Source organism: Rhizobium tumorigenes (assembly GCF_003240565.2).
GTDB lineage: Bacteria > Pseudomonadota > Alphaproteobacteria > Rhizobiales > Rhizobiaceae > Rhizobium > Rhizobium tumorigenes.
The window spans coordinates 3,633,693-3,650,006 of sequence record NZ_CP117255.1; the positions used below are offsets into that span (position 1 = coordinate 3,633,693).

A 16,314-nucleotide genomic window follows, 5' to 3' on the forward strand; every position below is an offset into this window, starting at 1 on the left:
GCAGCTTCGATGAGCGAAATATCGATCACAGATCTTGGTCTTGTGTATGTGAACGACAGCGAACCTGGTATTCGCCGCCATCGAAGAGGCACAGGCTTTTCCTACAAGCTACCGGACGGCAGCGTGCTCAACGACGCGGTCCATCGCAAGCGGATCGCGTCGCTCGGTCTTCCGCCCGCCTATGACAATGTCTGGATCTGCCTGCAGGAAAACGGCCACCTGCAGGCAACCGGCATGGACGCGCGCGGACGCAAGCAATACCGCTATCACAAGGAGTGGCAGTCGCACCGGAGCGTGGAGAAATTCCACCAGCTTATCGAGTTCGGTCAGGCGTTGCCGAAAATGCGCCGCGCCGTTCTGCGTCACCTCGATGGTGGTATGGATGACATCCATGGCGTCCTGGCCGCGTTGGCCACGTTGCTGGACGAGGCGCACCTGCGCGTTGGCAACCAGAGCTATGCGCGCGAAAACGGTACCTATGGCGCCACCACCCTGCTGAAACGCCATCTTAAACTCAATGGCGGGCGTATCGAGCTTCGGTTCATCGCCAAGGGTGGCAAGAGGGTGCAGCGGAGCCTGAAACATCCGCGTCTGCAAAGGATGCTGGAAGAGATTGCCGATCTTCCCGGTCGCCAGCTGTTTGCCTGGAAAGACGAACACGGATTGCTGCGGCCGGTGGATTCGGGCCGCCTCAATCTCTACCTCGGGGAAATCTCCGGCCTTTCAGTCTCGGCAAAGACGTTTCGAACCTGGGGCGGCTCGCTCGCCGCCTTCACTTCCGCCCGCAACGCGCTGGAAAAAGGCATACGGCCGACGGTCAAGGAAATGTCCGAAGCATCGGCCGAGGTGCTTCACAACACGCCGGCAATTTCGCGTTCGAGCTACATACATCCTTCGATCATTGCGCTTGCAGACAAGCAGCATTCCCTCGACGAAGAGGTCTTTGCGCCCCTCGTCGAACCGCTGCGCGGTCTTCGGGCTGACGAAAACCGATTGCTCGATTTTCTGATCAGGCGCAGTGAACAGAGCAGTCCATCTGCATAGTTAGGCCTCGGCTCCAGGAACCATTTGCCCCTGCAGCAGTTGCAACCGGAACGATGCTTTATGGAGGTGGGGATGACGAGCGTGCAAGATACCAAGGCCTCCAGGCAGTCGGATCCCCGCGACCGTCTTATCGTTGCACTCTACGCGCAGCTGAAGGCAGAACGTGAAACCCGCGAGGCGCTTGAATGGCTCATCCATAACGGCACCTTGTCGAGCGAGGTACTTGAGGCGGTCGCGGGCGACGCTGTGCCCGCTGTCAGCAGTGATGAACTGGCTGCCGTCGAAAAGATCGTCGCTTTAGACAACCGTCGTCGTGGGCACTGATCATGACAGCACGAGCAAGCTGGAAGGGGCAGTTGACCATCGGCGCACTAAGTTGCTCGGTAGGGCTCTACACTGCAGTATCGTCCTCCGAACGTCTTTCATTCCACATCATCAATCGCAAGACGGGCAATCGCGTCGAGCGCCAGTTCGTCGACAGCGAGACCGGCAAGCCCGTGGAACGCGACGATCAGGTCAAAGGCTACCTGCTGGACGATGGTGAGTACCTCGTCATGGAAGGCGACGAGCTTGCCTCGATAGTCCCCGAAAGCGACAAGGTCCTGTCGATCGAAAGCTTTATCGCCTGGGACGAGATCGACCGGCTCTATTTCGACCGACCCTATTTCCTGATGCCGGTCGGCGACGATGATCGCGAGGTCCTGGCGCTGGTGATCGAAGCGATGAACCGGGAAAAAGTTGCCGCTCTCGCCCACGCTGTTCTTTTCCGTCGGTACCGGACGTTGCTGGTCCGACCCTATGAAAAGGGTCTCGTCGCCACAATGCTCAATTTCGACTACGAGGTCCGTTCCGAGGCCGATGCCTTCGAGGATATACCCGAGCTCGAGGTGACAGGCGAAATGCTGGAGTTGGCAAGCCATATCATCGATACCAAGAAGGGCACCTTCGACGCCTCGGCCTTTGACGACCGATATGAGGAGGCATTGGTGGAACTGGTCAAGGCGAAGGTGGAGGGCAAGCCTCTGCCGAAGAAGCGGCCGGTGAAGGAAGAAAAGGTCGTCGACCTTATGCAGGCCTTGCGCGAGAGCGCGGGCATGGTAAAGCCGAAGCGCGTGACAAAGACAAAGAAGACACCGGTGCAGGCAAAGAAAGCCGGCTAACCAGTTCGTGACCGCGCTATTTCCCCTTGGTCTTCTGGTTGGCTTCAATGCTCTTCTTCAGCGCATCCATGATATTGATGACATTGCCCGATGTGGCGGGAGCTTCTTTGCGAGCAGCTGCCGGCTTCTTGCTGCGCCCCTTCTTTTTGGCCATGATCAAAGCTGCGAGCTTGTCCTGAACAGGATCCAGCGTCAGCTCGGCAGACCAATCCACCTTGCGTTTTTCTATCAACGTCTTCATCAGGGCCAGCGCTTCTGCTTCCGGCTTTTCTGCCACCGCAAAGGATTTTTCCGGCTCACGTACCTCGTCGCCGTAGCGCAACGTCCAAAGGATGATGCCGTTGCCGCTAGGCTCCAGCAACACCGCGCGTTCGCGCCTGTTCAACACCAGTCGCGCGATCCCGACCACGCCGCTTGCCTTCATGGCCTCCCGAATGACGCAGAAGGCTTCCATGCCCACCTTGTCCTCAGGCGCCAGGAAATGTGGAGCGTCGTAATAGATCCAGTCGATGGAATTCTTCGGCACGAACGTGTCGATACTGATCGCGCGATTGCTTTCCAGGGCGACCGCCTCGATCTCCTCGTCCTCGAGGAAGACGTAATCGTCATCGCCGCGCTCGTATCCCTTGACCTGCTGATCGTCGGTGACGGGCTTTCCGGTCCCGGAATCGATATAGTGACTTTCCAGCCGGTTTCCGCTTTTCCGATTGATCACATTGAAGCGAATCTTGGCGTTGTCCGTTGTCGCCGGCGTCAGCGATACCTGGCAGGTCACCAGCGAGAGCTTCAAGTACCCCTTCCAGTATCTAGGCTGCTTTGCCAAAGTCTGTCTCCTCGTCTTTGCGACTACGTGACGTCCTGATCCAATTCAGGATAGTGCCTGAATATGCCATCTTCGTTGAATGGGAGGCGCCTCTCGGATTGCAGGTAACGCGCAATGTTCGGTCTCTTTGCGACGGCGTCGCGAAGCGCGATCAGTGAAGGATATCGAGGTGCATAGTCTTTCATGGCGCGCGGAAACGCATAAGTCAGTCCTTCAACGACCTGAAACAGCGATAGGTCCACATAGCTCAGCGATGGCCCGACACTGTATGAGGGGCCGGATGTGTTCGCATTCAGGATACGCTCGAAATAGTCGAGGTACTTCGGAATGCGTTCCTGGATGAAGGCTTCAGCGCGCAGCTTTGCCGCCTCCTTCTGATCCTCGTAATATTTCGATGTGGAAAGAGGATGGTGTGTATCGTGTACCTCTGACACAAGGTCCGTAATCGTCGACTGCAGGCCGTTGGCGACAAAACGTTGCGTATCGCCCACAGGCGCCAGCCCGAGCTTCGGCCCAAGATAGAGCAAGATATTGGCAACATGCGATATGAAGAGCTCTCCATCCTTCAGAAAGGGCGGTGAGAATGGGATAAGGGGACGCTTTTCGCGCTTCATAATTTCCAGCATGACACTTGTTCCCCCGCCGGAACTTTCGCGAGCAACATCGATGTATTCAGCGCCGGCTTCTTCCAGCGCAAGGCGCACGAACTCGCCACGGCCCTGTAGTCCGTCCCAGTAATATAATTCGTAGGTCATCGGTTTGATTTCACCATTGCGTAGTCGAGTTTGCTGCCGCAAGCCATCGAACCCCGCTGACAGACTGCCGCTGAGCGGATGACCGTATGATTTTTGGAGAGGTCGGTGCTACGCCTTCGCGGAAGCATCCTTCTTGGTCGACCGCTTGGGCGAAAGGGCCGCCACCGGTGTTTCCGCAGCAACTTTGGGCGCCTTTGGAGCGTTAGTCTTTGCTTTCGGCTTCACAGCAAGGCCATGTGGCGCCGTTGTCTCCATGACGGCCCGCTCCTTGGTCGCCTGTTCCCAGTGGAGGGAATCTCGCCCTGTTGGATAGCCTTCCTCCTCCCAGAGTGCGTATGCGCGTTTCATGATCCATTCGTCTCGGGATTCCGTCATCGCTCGTCTCCATAGCAGCTTGGGAAGTCTAACTTCTCGGGAAATGCAAAGTTCCAGCTCCGCTGTCACATCGGTTTTTTATCGGATTACAGCGCCGGGACGCCGCCGCCGAAACTGGGGCAAAAGTGGGACCAGGAGACATCCGCTCGTCGCGGACATCAGATCGCATCGGCATTGCCGCAAAATCAATATGAGCCGGCAATGTTGCTTCTTCAATTCAAAAACGTGATCCCTCGTTTTTTGCAGTGCAAAACCACCTCTCTCCGCACCGCTCCTCCCAAGCCTCCGATTGCGCACAATCCCGGCACCGTTATAGTCGCCCGATGTTCAGTCTTATCATTACCTATTGGCCCCATATCCTCCTTGTGCTGTCGGTTGCCATGGGTGCAACTGCGGCTATTCATGCCGCTATGACGAAGGAAGATGTGCGTGCCGCCATCGGATGGGTCGCTCTCATCGTCCTGTCTCCCATCGTCGGTGCGCTTCTATACGCGGTCGCGGGCATCAACCGCATCCGGCGGGCGGCGCTGACGTCCCAGCGAGACATGCTTTTCAGGCAGGAAACGCGCAGTGAACTGGCAATCTTCGAAGCCGATAGCGACGCGCTGCGGATTGCCTATGGGCAGCGTTTTGGCGCGATGAAGGTGCTGGGAGATCGCGTCACCCGCCATCCCATGACCAGTGGCAATTCCATCAAGATGCTGGAGGGCGGCGATGTCGCCTACCCGGCGATGCTGGAGGAAATCAATGCCGCGGAGCGTAGCATCGTCCTCGAAACCTACATTTTCGATCGCGATCCCATCGGGCTGAGGATTGCCGATGCGCTGATTGCTGCTGTCCGGCGCGGGATCACGGTCCGCGTGCTGATCGACGCCGTCGGTGCCCGCTATTCGGTGCCGAGCATCATGGGCCACCTGAAGGAGGGTGGGGTTACCGTCGACGTCTTCAACGGCAATGTCATCATTGGCCTCCGGCTGCCCTATGCAAACCTTAGAACCCACCGCAAGATCCTGATCGTCGACGGGCGCGTAGCGTTGACCGGCGGTATGAACATCCGGAAGGGCTTCACGACAGAATTTGCCGGCGAACAGGCCGCCCACGATGCGCATTTCCGCGTCACCGGTCCGGCCGTCGCAGACCTGTTCCACACCGCTTCCGAAGACTGGCGTTTTGCCACAGGGGAAATCCTGCAGGGCGATGAATGGCGAATGGCAGAGCAGCAGAGGGATCCGGATGCACCGATCCTGATGCGCATCGTTTCATCGGGTCCAGACCGTAGCCTCGAGACAAACCACAAGATGCTGATTGGAGCCTTTTCGGTCGCCCGCAGCTCGATCCTGATCATGTCACCCTACTTTCTGCCGGATCGCGAATTGATCAGCGCCCTGATCACGGCGGCGAGACGCGGCGTCACTGTCGATATCGTCGTTCCTGCGGCCAATAATCTGGTGCTTGTCGACCGTGCAATGACCGCGCAGTTCGATCAGATGCTGAAGAACTACTGCCGTATCTGGCGCGCGAAAGGCGCTTTCAATCATTCGAAGCTGCTGTCGATCGACGATGTCTGGGCCTATGTCGGTTCGTCCAATCTGGATCCTCGCTCGATGCGGCTGAACTTCGAGGTCGATATGGAGGTCATCGACCGGGGTTTTGCGAAGAAGATCGGCGATCACATCCGCGAAGTCCTGTCGACTGCGGAGCAGGTCGAGCAGCATGCATTGCGCAAGAGACCGTTCCTGGTGCGGCTGCTGGAAAAGGTTCTGTGGCTCGGATCACCTTTTCTTTAGCGCTAAACGGGCATTGGGGACTGGCAGTCGCGTCGGCCGGCCCTATAGTCGGCAGAAGCGACATCGCGGTTGCCTGCAAGCTGGTCGAGTGAAATGCATACCAAGAACCACCAAAGCCTGCGTCGAAGCATTTTGCATTCCATCCGGAACCGGAAGATCCATCGCGCGCACGCCCATGCGACCGACCATGAACGCATGCCAGGCACTGTGATTGCCTCCTACAATGTTCATAAATGCGTCGGATCGGATCGACGCTTCGATCCTGATCGTATTCTGCGGGTCATCCAGGAAATCGATGCCGACATCATGGCTTTGCAGGAGGCCGACAGCCGGTTCGGCGAACGCACCGGCCTGCTCGATCTTTCCAGGCTCGAGCGTGAGACAGGGTTGGTCGCCGTGCCGGTCGAAGGGGTCGCGAAGGCCCATGGTTGGCATGGCAATGTCGTGCTGTTCAAGCAGGGAAAGGTCCGCGACGTCCATCAGATCAAGCTGCCAGGCCTCGAGCCCCGGGGTGCGCTGGTAGCGGAGATCGAGCTGTCGAACGGCAGTGCCCTGCGCATCATAGCCGCCCATTTCGGCCTATTGCGTCGCTCGCGCGCGCAGCAGGCGCGTGTCCTCGTCGATATCATGACCAGGGACGATGAAACGCCGACCATTCTGCTCGGCGATCTCAACGAATGGCGCCTGGGCAACCGCTCATCGCTACACACGTTTCACGCGGCGTTCGGTCCTCAGCCGGCTGCGGTACCGAGCTTCCCCGCCAATATGCCGATCCTTGCGCTTGATCGCATGATCGCTAACAAGAGCGGCCTTATCTCGGCAATAGAGGTCCATAACACCCCTTTGGCGCGCATGGCCTCCGACCATCTGCCCATCAAGACGACGTTGGTGGCAGAGCCGATAGCCGCAGCAAGCGTCTGATCGCCGGCGTCAAACCTTATCGCGAAACAGTTTCCACCGTGTTGGCCTGAAGGCAATCCTGCTCCGGTCGAGCTCGCCGACTTTTTCCGGCGGCAGCTCGATCTCGACCCGAGGATGATCGGCGCCGATATCGATTTCGATATGACGCGTGCCGGCAACGCGCCGGCTTGCGGTCAGCAGCCCCGCTATGCAGCCGCCGCATCCATCGCGCAGTTCGACGTCGTGAGGCCGAAAGTAGAGATTGGCCGGACCGTCGGGCTCGCCTGCGGCCGTCAGTCCGAGCGGGCGATCCTCGAACCAGATCTCGCCATCGGTCACCTGCACCTTCAGGCAGTTCGACTGGCCGATGAACCCAAAGACGAAAGGCGAATTCGGGGTGTCGTAGATATCGTCGGGCGTGCCGATCTGCTCGATGGCGCCCTGGCTCATGACGACGACCCGGTCCGCAAGCTCGAGTGCCTCGTCCTGGTCGTGGGTCACGAAGACGGTCGTGTGGCCCGTCCGGTCGTGAATTTCCCGGAGCCATTTGCGCAGATCCTTGCGCACCTGCGCATCGAGAGCCCCGAAGGGCTCGTCGAGCAGAAGCACGTTGGGCTCGACGGCCATGGCGCGGGCGAGCGCCACGCGCTGCCGCTGGCCGCCGGACAGCTGTGCTGGATAGCGTTTTTCGAGGCCGGAAAGCTGAACCAGATCGAGCAGTTCGAGCGCCCGCCGACGGATCTCCGATCGCGCCGGGCGGCGCGCCGAGGGACGCACCTTGAGTCCGAATGAAATATTGTCGAGCACCGTCATGTGGCGGAACAGCGCATAGTGCTGGAAGACGAAGCCGATATTGCGCTGCTGCACGGTCTTCATCGAGGCGTCTTCGTTGCCGAAATAGATCTCGCCTTCCGTCGGCGTCTCCAACCCGGCGATCAGCCGCAGCAAGGTCGTCTTGCCGGAGCCGGAGGGCCCGAGCAGCGCAATCAGCTCGCCGGAGCGGATGTCCAGCGTGACGTCGTGCAGGGCCGGAAAGCGGCCGAAATCCTTGCGGATGTTTAGAACGCGAACTTCCATCAGTCTTCCTTAGTGACGCCGGCTCGCAGCGATTTCCTCGCTGAAGCGCATTTCCAGCAACGTCTTGAGAATAAGCGTCACCAGGGCGAGCAGCGCAAGCAGCGTTGCCACGGCGAAAGCGCCGGAGAAATTGTAGTCGTTATAGAGGATCTCGATCTGCAGCGGCATTGTGTTGGTCTCGCCGCGGATATGACCTGACACCACCGAGACTGCGCCGAATTCGCCCATGGCGCGGGCGTTGCAGAGCAGCACGCCGTAGAGCAGTCCCCATTTGATATTGGGCAGCGTCACGTACCAGAAGGTCTGGAAGCCGCTGGCACCGAGCGAAAGGGCGGCCTCTTCATCGGCCGTGCCCTGTTCCTGCATCAGCGGGATCAGTTCGCGGGCGACAAACGGAAAGGTCACGAACATCGTTGCCAGCACGAGCCCCGGCACCGCGAAAAGGATCTTGATATTGTTTGCCTCAAGCCATGGGCCGAGCAGGCTGTTGGAGCCGAAGAGCAATACGAAGACCAATCCGGCGATGACCGGGGATACCGAGAAGGGCAGGTCGATGAGCGTCGTCAGGAACGCCTTGCCCTTGAATTCGAACTTTGCGATCGCCCAGGCCGCACCCACGCCGAAAACCAGATTGAGCGGCACGCTGATGGCCGCGACAATAAGCGTCAGCTTGATGGCGGAAAATGTCTCCTCGTCCTGCAGCGCCTCGAAAAATGCACCAGCGCCCTTGCGAAACGCTTCGACGAAAACGGCGGCCATCGGTAGCAGCAGGATCAGCGCCAAGAAAACCAGCGAGATTGCGATGAGCGTCCAGCGCGCGAACCGGCTCTCGGTGACGGCGGAGGTCACCTGATGAGGAGGCACTATTGGATCATGCGCCATAGCCGTACCTCCGCCTGCTCCAGGTCTGGATGAGGTTGATCACCAGCAGCATCACGAAGGAAATGATCAGCATGATCGCGGCGATACCCGTCGCTGCGGCATAATTATATTCCTCGAGCCGGATGACGATCAGCAACGGTGCAATTTCCGACACGTAGGGCAGGTTGCCGGCGATGAAGATCACAGATCCATACTCCCCGACCGCGCGTGCAAAGGAAAGCGCGAAGCCGGTGAGCACGGCAGGAGCCAGCCCCGGCAGCAGCACCCGCGTGATGGTCTGGAAGCGGTTAGCGCCGAGCGTTGCTGCAGCCTCTTCGACCTCGCGGTCGATTTCTTCCATGATCGGCTGTACCGTGCGCACCACGAAGGGCAGGCCGACGAAAATCAGCGCGATCACCACGCCAACAGGCGTGAAGGCGACCTTGATGCCGAGCGGCGAGAGAAACTGGCCGATCCAGCCATTCGGCGAATAGAGTGTGGTCAGCGCGATACCGGCGACGGCCGTCGGCAGCGCGAAGGGCAGGTCAACGACGGCATCGATGATCCGCTTTCCGGGGAAATTGTAGCGGACCAGCACCCAGGCCAGAATGACGCCGAAAATTGCATTGACGACAGCAGCGACCAGGGCGCCGCCAAAGCTCATTCGCAACGCCGCGAGAACCCGAGGGTCTGACGCTATCGACCAGAATGCTCCCCAGCCGAGCGAACTCGTCTTCAGCAGCAGGCCTGAAATCGGAATGAGAACGATGAGGATAAGCCATATCAAGGTAAAACCGAGCGCCATTCCGAATCCTGGAATGACGCTCGGTTGCCTGAATTGCCACCGCCTACGGGTTGGTGCCTGCATCTAGTCCTACTGTCCCGGCTTGTAGATCTTGTCGAAGATGCCACCATCCGCGAAGAATTTAGGCTGCGCCACCTTCCATCCGCCAAAATCGTCGATCGAGGCGAGCTTGAGGTTAGGGAAGCGGGCAATGTCTTTCGGGTCGGCGGCCGCAGGCTTGATCGGACGGTAATAATGCCCAGCCGCAATCTTTTGTCCATCGTCCGAATAGAGATAGTTTAGATAAGCCTCGGCAAGCTTCCGCGTGCCCTTCTTGTCGACATTGCCATCGACAACGGCAACCGGCGGATCGGCCCGGATCGATATCGAAGGTGTGACGATCTCGAACTTGTCCGGCCCGAGTTCCTCAAGCGACAGGTAGGCTTCGTTTTCCCAGGCCAGCAGGACGTCGCCAAGGCCGCGTTGCACGAATGTCGTCGTCGCGCCACGGGCGCCGCTGTCGAGAACCGGCACATGCTTCAGGAGCTTCGAGAGGTATTCCTCCGCCTTGGCATCATCGCCGCCATTGGCTTCTTTTGCCCAGGCATAGGCCGCAAGAATGTTCCAGCGCGCGCCACCCGAGGTCTTCGGATTTGGAGTGATTACCTGGACGCCGTCCTTGATGAGGTCGGGCCAGTCCTTGATAGCCTTGGGGTTGCCCTTGCGCACGAGGAAGACAATCGTCGAGGTGTAGGGCACGCTCTTGTTGGGAAACTTAGTGTTCCAGTCCGCCGGGATCTTGTTGGTCGCCTTGGAGATCGCATCGATATCGCCTTCGAGCGCCAGCGTTACAACATCTGCGTTCAGCCCGTCGATCACGGAGCGAGCCTGGGCGCCGGAACCACCATGCGAAGCCTTGAGCTCGACGGTCTCTCCGGTATCCTTTTTCCACTTGGCAGCGAAGGCAGCGTTGAAATCCTTGTAAAGTTCGCGTGTCGGGTCGTAGGACACGTTGAGCAGCGTCTGTTCGGCTGCAAACACGGATGCCAGTCCGGGGAGCGAAAAGCTGCCGATCAGCACTGCGGTGGCAAGAAGTCTGGATAGCCGTAGCGTCTGCATGAACACCTCCCTGATTGTGCATCAACTCTACCAATCTGGTCGTATAATGTAACGGCGATTGTTCCCGCGACGCCCGCCAACGTGGAATTTCATCCCATAGACTCGCGAAAAATGAAATCACATTGCTGAGCGAAGCAGCGTGGCCCTGCAATTGCCGCAGAGGCCGGATCTCATCGCTCGTCAATCATGATTTAAGCTGACATTGCCGGTCCCTTTGCGTTAATTGCTCGAAATGCCTGAGGAATAAATTCGTGAGCGAAAAAATTGCAGTGATAGGGCTCGGCTATGTTGGCCTGCCGGTCGCCATGGCCCTAGCCGACAAATACGCCGACGTGATCGGTTTCGATATCCACCACGCGCGGGTCGAAGACCTGAAAAACGGCCGGGACGCGACCCGAGAAGTATCGCCCGACCGACTTCGCAAGACCTCGCTGCGCCTGTCGAGCAGCCTGGAAGACCTTGGCGACCGCACCGTATTCATCGTCGCGGTGCCGACGCCGATCGACAAGAACCGCCAGCCGGACTTGCGGCCGTTGATCGCCGCCTCGCGCACCGTCGGCCAGGTGCTGAAGCCGGGCGCAATCGTCGTCTACGAATCGACCGTATTTCCCGGTGTCACGGAGGAAATCTGCGGCCCGGTGCTGGCCGAAGTCTCCGGCCTGAAACAGGGCGAAGGGTTTCATCTCGGCTATTCGCCGGAGCGCATCAACCCCGGCGACCGCGAGCACACGTTCGAGCGAATCGTCAAAGTGGTGTCAGGCGATACCGCCGAGACCCTTGAACGGGTCGCGGCGATCTACAGCAGTGTCGTCGATGCCGGCATCCACCGCGCGACCAGCATCCGTGTTGCCGAGGCTGCCAAGGTCATCGAGAACACCCAACGCGACCTCAACATCGCGCTGATGAACGAGCTGTCGATCATATTCGAAAAGATGGACATCCGAACCGCCGACGTTCTCGAGGCCGCGCGGACCAAGTGGAATTTCCTGCCTTTCACACCCGGGCTGGTCGGCGGCCACTGCATCGGCGTCGATCCCTATTACCTGACGGCCAAGGCGGAGGAACTCGGCTACCATCCGGAAGTCATCCTGTCCGGCAGGCGGATCAACGACGGCATGGGGGCTTTCATAGCCCAGAAGCTGATCAAGATGCTGGTGTCTGCGGAAAAGCCGATCAACGGCGCGCGGATCGGTATCTTCGGCCTGACATTCAAGGAGAATGTCCCCGATCTGCGCAACAGCCGCGTACCGGACATTATTCGCGAGTTGCATCAGTTCGGCCTCAAGCCCCTGATCCACGATCCGATGGCCGATGCGGACGAGGCCGAACATGAATATGACGTTCGCTTCACCGCCCTCGATGCATTCCCGCCACTCGATGCCGTCGTCCTTGCCGTCCCGCACCGCCAGTATCTCGTCGACGATGCCGGAGCCCTGCTAGGACTGCTGAAACCCGGCGGCGTTGTGGTCGATGTGAAATCGGCGCTCCAACTCGATAATCCAGGCCTTGTGGGCCATGCCGTCTGGAGCCTCTAGCCTGGGAAAGACTGCACCGTCAGCGCCAGACCCTGTTCGCATGAAAATGGCGGTGTCCAGCCGGCAACGCGGCGGGTCTCGCCGGTATCGACTTGCAGCGAACCCAGCAGCCGTCTCGCCGCCGGACCCTTGCCCAGCATTGCCGCAGCCGCTTCGATGAGGCGGGGTGGCACGGGCAGCAGCCAGGCCTTGCGACCCATCGCGCCGGAAATGCCGGCGATCAACTGCCCGATGGAAAGATCCTCGCCGTCGCTGACGAGAAATGTGCGGTTGGTGGCGTTCGGGTGAGCGACGCAGAGGATGATGAAATCCGTCAGGTTACCGACAAACAGCAGCGACCTTCTGTTGGAGATGAGGCCGAAGGGCAGGGGCAGGCCGCGCCGCGCAAGGCGCATCAGGCTCGCGAAATTGGCTTTGACACCCGGGCCGTAGATGAGGGGCGGACGGATCACGACGATGTCCATCCCCGTCTGCCTGCCGAGGTCAAACAGCGCCTGTTCTGCCTCCCATTTCGAAAGTCCGTAGGGATCCCCGGGCTCCGGTACGTCTGCCGCGGTGAACGGACGGTCCGGGGCCGTCTCCTCGCCGTTCACCTTGATCGAACTTATGAAAATGAAACGTCGGGCGCCTGCCGCTGCGGCTTGGCGTGCCAGATTGAGCGTGGCGTCGACATTCGCGGCACGAAACGCAGCCAGCGGATCTGCCGCCGTATCATCCATGACATGCACGCGTGCGGCAAGATGAACCACGCAATCGACGCCGACCAGCGCTTGCGTCCAGTCCGTGCGGGAGTCGATCACGCCCACCGGATGAAATCCTGACGTAGGCAGACGACTGGCCGGACGAAAGGCAATCCCGCGCGCCGTAAGGTCCGCACAGAGCGCTGTGCCAACGAACCCGGTTGCCCCGGTCACCAATATCATGCGCCGGCCCCTCTGGTAGTTTCAAGCATTCGATCATTCCGCATTTCTGTCTGCTATTAGCGGCATCCGCACTCAGACGATAGACATCGGGATGCGATCCGAAACCGGGAAACAGGGTGCAAGCGACAATCTGATTGTGAAATCGCCCCGGATATGAGATTCACGCCGAAATTTCTCTCCGGCAGTTCCAGATGTTGTACCCCGTCGCCAAACGCAGTTTCGACCTGCTCGCAGCCCTTGCGGCAGCGATCCTGTTCTCGATTCCGATCCTGGTCGTGGCAATCTGTGTCCGTGCAACCTCGAAGGGGCCGGTGCTGTACTGGTCCGATCGGGTAGGCCGGGACAATCGCATTTTCCGGATGCCGAAATTTCGTAGCATGCGAGTCGATACGCCAGCCGTTGCGACCCATCTGCTTTCCGACCCGAAACGCTACCTGACGCCGATCGGCTCCTTCCTGCGCCGCTCCAGCCTCGACGAGTTGCCGCAGCTCTGGTGCATCCTCAAGGGTGAGATGAGCCTTGTCGGGCCGCGTCCAGCCCTCTTCAACCAGCAGGACCTGATCGAGCTTCGTACTGCCAGCGGCGTCCACTCTCTGGTGCCGGGCCTGACCGGCTGGGCCCAGATCAACGGCCGCGACGAGCTGCCCATTCCCGACAAGGTAAGGCTCGACGCCGAGTATCTGAAGCGTCGATCCTTCGCGTTCGATCTATGGATCATTCTCCTCACCGCCATGAAGGTGCTGGGGCGGGATGGCGTAGCGCATTGAGCCGAGTGCGATCTTCTTGCCATGACGGCGTGAATTTCGAGCCCTGCTGCAGCTGAAACCCCGATCCCCTCTTTACAGCCAGCCGGCACCTCGGGATAAGCGTCAGGAGATTGTCCGGTCGGACACCCGAAGACCTCGGTGAGGCCGAGGTCAATGCCTAGTTACCTATCGGAGCGGTCAAGGGATATGATGACTACGTCGCCTGCAGCGAAGCCGAACTCCCTTTTGACGATTGTCATCAGCATCGCCTGGCTTTTCGCCGCCTCCGCGGTGTTCGTTGAAACGGATGCCTATCGCTATGCATCTGCAGTTCTCGCCATCATTGCCCTGGTCCATTTCCTGAAGATGCCGAACCGGCCCGCCACCAACTGGCTCGGCTGGCTGTGCATGGCATGGGGCGTCTATGTCGCCGTCCGCTTCCTCCGCTTCTACATCATGACGCATCCGCACGAAAGCGGCGCATCCGAGTGGCTTTATGCCTTCCCGTTTTTCTTCCCGATCCTGGGTGTTGCCTTTTCGATGACGGAAGGGCGGATCGAGCGCATCGTCGCAGCGTTTTTCGCGATCGCCCTAGTGATGCTCGCGACCACCACCGGATACGTGCGGATATTTGCCGGCGAAACGGTCAAGCCCCTGATCATGAACAACCAGATCCACGGGGCGGTCGCCTGCGGACTTATCCTATTGTCGACCTATTTCTGGTGGCTTCACTACCTTTCCAACAACGATGCAAAGCCGCTCCTGCGCCGATTTGGCCTTGTCGTCGCACCTATTGTGATGGTCCTCTGTCTCATCGCTATCTATGGCGCAAAGTCCAAGGGCGTCTGGTTGGCGCTGACCCTGACGTTGCCGATCGCCGGATTATTGTCCCTGACATATCTGTGCCTGCGTACCGGGCTGATCACCATTGTCGCCGCATCCCTCCTGCTCGGTTGCGGTGCCTATGCCGTACGCCACAATCTCAACAAGACGGCCGGGCCGACTGTCGATGCGGCGATTTCCATGCTTGAAGGCTTTCACGCGCGTCGCGACTTCAACGGGGTCGTGCTCGGAACGATCGATTCACCGACCACACCTGTCTCGATGGATGAGCGTTTGCAACTCTGGTACGACGCCGGCGAACTCATTTCCTCGGCGCCGTTGTTCGGCTGGGGAAGTAAGTGGGTCGACCAGTTGAATGCCGCGCGCTATCCGAATGTCAGGTACACGCTGTTCCACAACGGCTATCTCGAAATCCTGGTGCGTTTCGGTATCTTCGGCGCGGTCTTCATGTCTGTCATCCTCGGCGCGCTGTTCGTTTCGGTGTTTCGCGCCTTTCGTGCCGGCGTCATCCCGCGCGCCGCCTTCCACGTCTACACGGTCGGCCTTTTCTTCTTCGCCCTGACGCTGCTCAGCAACTCGAACAACAGACTGGCGATCGGCGAAAGCCTGGCCCTCCTGAGTTCGGCCTTTGCCTGCTGGTGCAACATGCGCACCGCGCACGATTACGACACATTACGGGAGCAGCCCGGCGCGATAGGCTGAAAGCTCGGTGCGCCGGCAAATGAGCGTCGCTGTCGGCACGCGAATATTCGAAAACTCTGCCGTTTGCTTAAAAGGGCAACCGCTCGTTTAATCAAAATGCAATTGTTACCCGTCATGGTAAGAGCGTCCAGGCGCCGCCATCCGCCTGTCAACGTTCGGGTCATTCGCTGGCAACGCAGCCGCCTCGGCCGGCAGGAGTTTTGATGAACATCGTCCACAAGCAATCGCATTCGAGCGGCGATACCCTCGAAATCCTCTCCTTCCACCTCAATGGCCAGGAATTTTGCGTACGCACGACCGCCATTCGCGAGATCCGCGGCTGGGATGCCGCAACGCCGATCCCCCATTCGCCGGCTGAGGTCATGGGCGTGATGAACTTGCGCGGCACGGTGATCCCGATCATCGACCTGTCGCTCAAGCTCGGCATGAAAAGCACCGTGCCGACCGAGCGCAGTGCCATCGTGGTCGCTGAAATTAACGAAACATCGATGGGCCTGATCGTCGATAGCGTATCCGATATCCTCACCATCGATGCCGGCCTGCTGCAACCGGTTCCCGACATGAACGTCCCCGGCGGCACGAGCTATTCCGATGGCATCATTGCTCAGGATAGCGGCATGATCTGCTTTCTCAATCTTGAGCGGATGTTCGAAGCATCCGGACTGGAAAACCTCGCCGCCTGAACCAGTGGCTGACGACATTTGTGTTCGGTGACGTGCCCTGGTTGTCCCGGCTGATAGCCGACAGGTTGACATCAGGGCCACCGAACCCTATCTAAAGCTTGTCGATATTGCTTGTCTGACTTTTGTTATTGCGCGCATCTTGCGTGCCCTGGACGAACTTCCTTTCAAAATCGGGACTTCACCTCGCGGCGCTTTTT

17 protein-coding genes are annotated in these 16,314 nt (G+C 59.2%); 9 read left to right on the forward strand and 8 right to left on the reverse strand.

Annotated features, from left to right (window positions below; genetic code table 11):
• Positions 1-9: 9 nt before the first annotated feature.
• The 3 genes from PR017_RS17600 to ku (PR017_RS17610) all read left to right on the forward strand — a co-directional run bounded on the left by PR017_RS17600 (position 10) and on the right by ku (PR017_RS17610) (position 2,204).
• The gene (locus tag PR017_RS17600; RefSeq protein ID WP_111216330.1) at positions 10-1,044 is read left to right on the forward strand and encodes a DNA topoisomerase IB; all 1,035 of its coding nucleotides are present in this window, start codon (positions 10-12) and stop codon (positions 1,042-1,044) included.
• A gap of 72 nt (positions 1,045-1,116) precedes the next feature.
• Complete coding sequence (locus PR017_RS17605) at positions 1,117-1,368, forward strand: hypothetical protein (RefSeq protein ID WP_111216332.1); 252 nt, start codon at positions 1,117-1,119, stop codon at positions 1,366-1,368.
• 2 nt (positions 1,369-1,370) lie between these two features.
• On the forward strand, positions 1,371-2,204 hold the full coding sequence (ku, locus tag PR017_RS17610) for a non-homologous end joining protein Ku (protein WP_111216334.1): 834 nt from the start codon (positions 1,371-1,373) through the stop codon (positions 2,202-2,204).
• A 16-nt stretch (positions 2,205-2,220) separates the two neighbouring features.
• Here the strand turns inward: ku (PR017_RS17610) and ku (PR017_RS17615) are convergent, their stop codons facing one another.
• The 3 genes from ku (PR017_RS17615) to PR017_RS17625 form a co-directional block, all read right to left on the reverse strand.
• A complete protein-coding gene (ku, locus tag PR017_RS17615) occupies positions 2,221-3,027 on the reverse strand; it encodes a non-homologous end joining protein Ku (protein ID WP_111216336.1) in 807 nt (268 codons plus the stop codon).
• A gap of 23 nt (positions 3,028-3,050) precedes the next feature.
• The gene (locus PR017_RS17620; RefSeq protein WP_111216338.1) at positions 3,051-3,782 is read right to left on the reverse strand and encodes a glutathione S-transferase; all 732 of its coding nucleotides are present in this window, start codon (positions 3,780-3,782) and stop codon (positions 3,051-3,053) included.
• 108 nt (positions 3,783-3,890) lie between these two features.
• On the reverse strand, positions 3,891-4,157 hold the full coding sequence (locus PR017_RS17625) for a DUF2934 domain-containing protein (protein WP_111216341.1): 267 nt from the start codon (positions 4,155-4,157) through the stop codon (positions 3,891-3,893).
• A gap of 323 nt (positions 4,158-4,480) precedes the next feature.
• Between PR017_RS17625 and PR017_RS17630 the strand changes: the two genes are divergently transcribed.
• Both PR017_RS17630 and PR017_RS17635 read left to right on the forward strand, forming a co-directional pair.
• Positions 4,481-5,944: a phospholipase D-like domain-containing protein gene (locus PR017_RS17630; RefSeq protein WP_111216343.1), complete on the forward strand. Its 1,464-nt coding sequence runs from the start codon at positions 4,481-4,483 to the stop codon at positions 5,942-5,944.
• A gap of 93 nt (positions 5,945-6,037) precedes the next feature.
• A complete protein-coding gene (locus PR017_RS17635) occupies positions 6,038-6,865 on the forward strand; it encodes an endonuclease/exonuclease/phosphatase family protein (RefSeq protein ID WP_111216345.1) in 828 nt (275 codons plus the stop codon).
• A 9-nt stretch (positions 6,866-6,874) separates the two neighbouring features.
• On the opposite strand, the gene PR017_RS17640 is transcribed toward PR017_RS17635, so the two are convergent.
• Genes PR017_RS17640 through PR017_RS17655 form a run of 4 tightly spaced genes read right to left on the reverse strand, consistent with a single transcriptional unit; the run spans position 6,875 to position 10,685 of the window.
• Positions 6,875-7,921, reverse strand: a complete 1,047-nt coding sequence (locus PR017_RS17640; RefSeq protein ID WP_111216347.1) for a sulfate/molybdate ABC transporter ATP-binding protein — start codon at positions 7,919-7,921, stop codon at positions 6,875-6,877.
• A 9-nt stretch (positions 7,922-7,930) separates the two neighbouring features.
• Positions 7,931-8,803, reverse strand: coding sequence for a sulfate ABC transporter permease subunit CysW (gene cysW, locus PR017_RS17645; RefSeq protein ID WP_111216349.1), 873 nt, complete (start codon positions 8,801-8,803; stop codon positions 7,931-7,933).
• Positions 8,793-9,650 carry a sulfate ABC transporter permease subunit CysT gene (gene cysT / locus PR017_RS17650; protein WP_111216351.1) on the reverse strand — a complete coding sequence of 286 codons (858 nt, stop codon included), beginning with the start codon at positions 9,648-9,650 and terminating at the stop codon, positions 8,793-8,795. The genes cysW and cysT overlap by 11 nt, the downstream gene beginning before the upstream one ends.
• Positions 9,651-9,656: 6 nt before the next feature.
• Positions 9,657-10,685, reverse strand: a complete 1,029-nt coding sequence (locus tag PR017_RS17655; protein ID WP_111216353.1) for a sulfate ABC transporter substrate-binding protein — start codon at positions 10,683-10,685, stop codon at positions 9,657-9,659.
• Positions 10,686-10,936: 251 nt separating this feature from the next.
• Between PR017_RS17655 and PR017_RS17660 the strand changes: the two genes are divergently transcribed.
• Positions 10,937-12,220: a nucleotide sugar dehydrogenase gene (locus tag PR017_RS17660; RefSeq protein ID WP_111216355.1), complete on the forward strand. Its 1,284-nt coding sequence runs from the start codon at positions 10,937-10,939 to the stop codon at positions 12,218-12,220.
• Here PR017_RS17660 and PR017_RS17665 read toward each other — a convergent pair.
• Positions 12,217-13,143: a UDP-glucose 4-epimerase family protein gene (locus PR017_RS17665; protein WP_111216357.1), complete on the reverse strand. Its 927-nt coding sequence runs from the start codon at positions 13,141-13,143 to the stop codon at positions 12,217-12,219. The genes PR017_RS17660 and PR017_RS17665 overlap by 4 nt on opposite strands.
• Before the next feature lie 191 nt (positions 13,144-13,334).
• Between PR017_RS17665 and PR017_RS17670 the strand changes: the two genes are divergently transcribed.
• The 3 genes from PR017_RS17670 (at position 13,335) to PR017_RS17680 (ending at position 16,117) form a co-directional block, all read left to right on the forward strand.
• Positions 13,335-13,910: a sugar transferase gene (locus tag PR017_RS17670; protein ID WP_111216359.1), complete on the forward strand. Its 576-nt coding sequence runs from the start codon at positions 13,335-13,337 to the stop codon at positions 13,908-13,910.
• Between the two features lie 186 nt (positions 13,911-14,096).
• Positions 14,097-15,434, forward strand: a complete 1,338-nt coding sequence (locus tag PR017_RS17675) for an O-antigen ligase family protein (RefSeq protein ID WP_161959278.1) — start codon at positions 14,097-14,099, stop codon at positions 15,432-15,434.
• A gap of 203 nt (positions 15,435-15,637) precedes the next feature.
• On the forward strand, positions 15,638-16,117 hold the full coding sequence (locus PR017_RS17680; RefSeq protein WP_111216363.1) for a chemotaxis protein CheW: 480 nt from the start codon (positions 15,638-15,640) through the stop codon (positions 16,115-16,117).
• Positions 16,118-16,314 lie beyond the last annotated feature (197 nt).

Coding starts and splice junctions, on each gene's coding strand:
- cysW (WP_111216349.1), bottom strand. CDS start 8,803: ATGGCGCATGATCCAATAGTGCCTCCTCATCAGGTGACCTCCGCCGTC.
- PR017_RS17605 (WP_111216332.1), top strand. CDS start 1,117: ATGACGAGCGTGCAAGATACCAAGGCCTCCAGGCAGTCGGATCCCCGC.
- PR017_RS17635 (WP_111216345.1), top strand. CDS start 6,038: ATGCATACCAAGAACCACCAAAGCCTGCGTCGAAGCATTTTGCATTCC.
- PR017_RS17655 (WP_111216353.1), bottom strand. CDS start 10,685: ATGCAGACGCTACGGCTATCCAGACTTCTTGCCACCGCAGTGCTGATC.
- cysT (WP_111216351.1), bottom strand. CDS start 9,650: ATGCAGGCACCAACCCGTAGGCGGTGGCAATTCAGGCAACCGAGCGTC.
- ku (WP_111216334.1), top strand. CDS start 1,371: ATGACAGCACGAGCAAGCTGGAAGGGGCAGTTGACCATCGGCGCACTA.
- PR017_RS17675 (WP_161959278.1), top strand. CDS start 14,097: ATGATGACTACGTCGCCTGCAGCGAAGCCGAACTCCCTTTTGACGATT.
- PR017_RS17670 (WP_111216359.1), top strand. CDS start 13,335: ATGTTGTACCCCGTCGCCAAACGCAGTTTCGACCTGCTCGCAGCCCTT.
- PR017_RS17620 (WP_111216338.1), bottom strand. CDS start 3,782: ATGACCTACGAATTATATTACTGGGACGGACTACAGGGCCGTGGCGAG.
- PR017_RS17625 (WP_111216341.1), bottom strand. CDS start 4,157: ATGACGGAATCCCGAGACGAATGGATCATGAAACGCGCATACGCACTC.
- PR017_RS17640 (WP_111216347.1), bottom strand. CDS start 7,921: ATGGAAGTTCGCGTTCTAAACATCCGCAAGGATTTCGGCCGCTTTCCG.
- PR017_RS17665 (WP_111216357.1), bottom strand. CDS start 13,143: ATGATATTGGTGACCGGGGCAACCGGGTTCGTTGGCACAGCGCTCTGT.
- PR017_RS17630 (WP_111216343.1), top strand. CDS start 4,481: ATGTTCAGTCTTATCATTACCTATTGGCCCCATATCCTCCTTGTGCTG.
- PR017_RS17600 (WP_111216330.1), top strand. CDS start 10: ATGAGCGAAATATCGATCACAGATCTTGGTCTTGTGTATGTGAACGAC.
- PR017_RS17680 (WP_111216363.1), top strand. CDS start 15,638: ATGAACATCGTCCACAAGCAATCGCATTCGAGCGGCGATACCCTCGAA.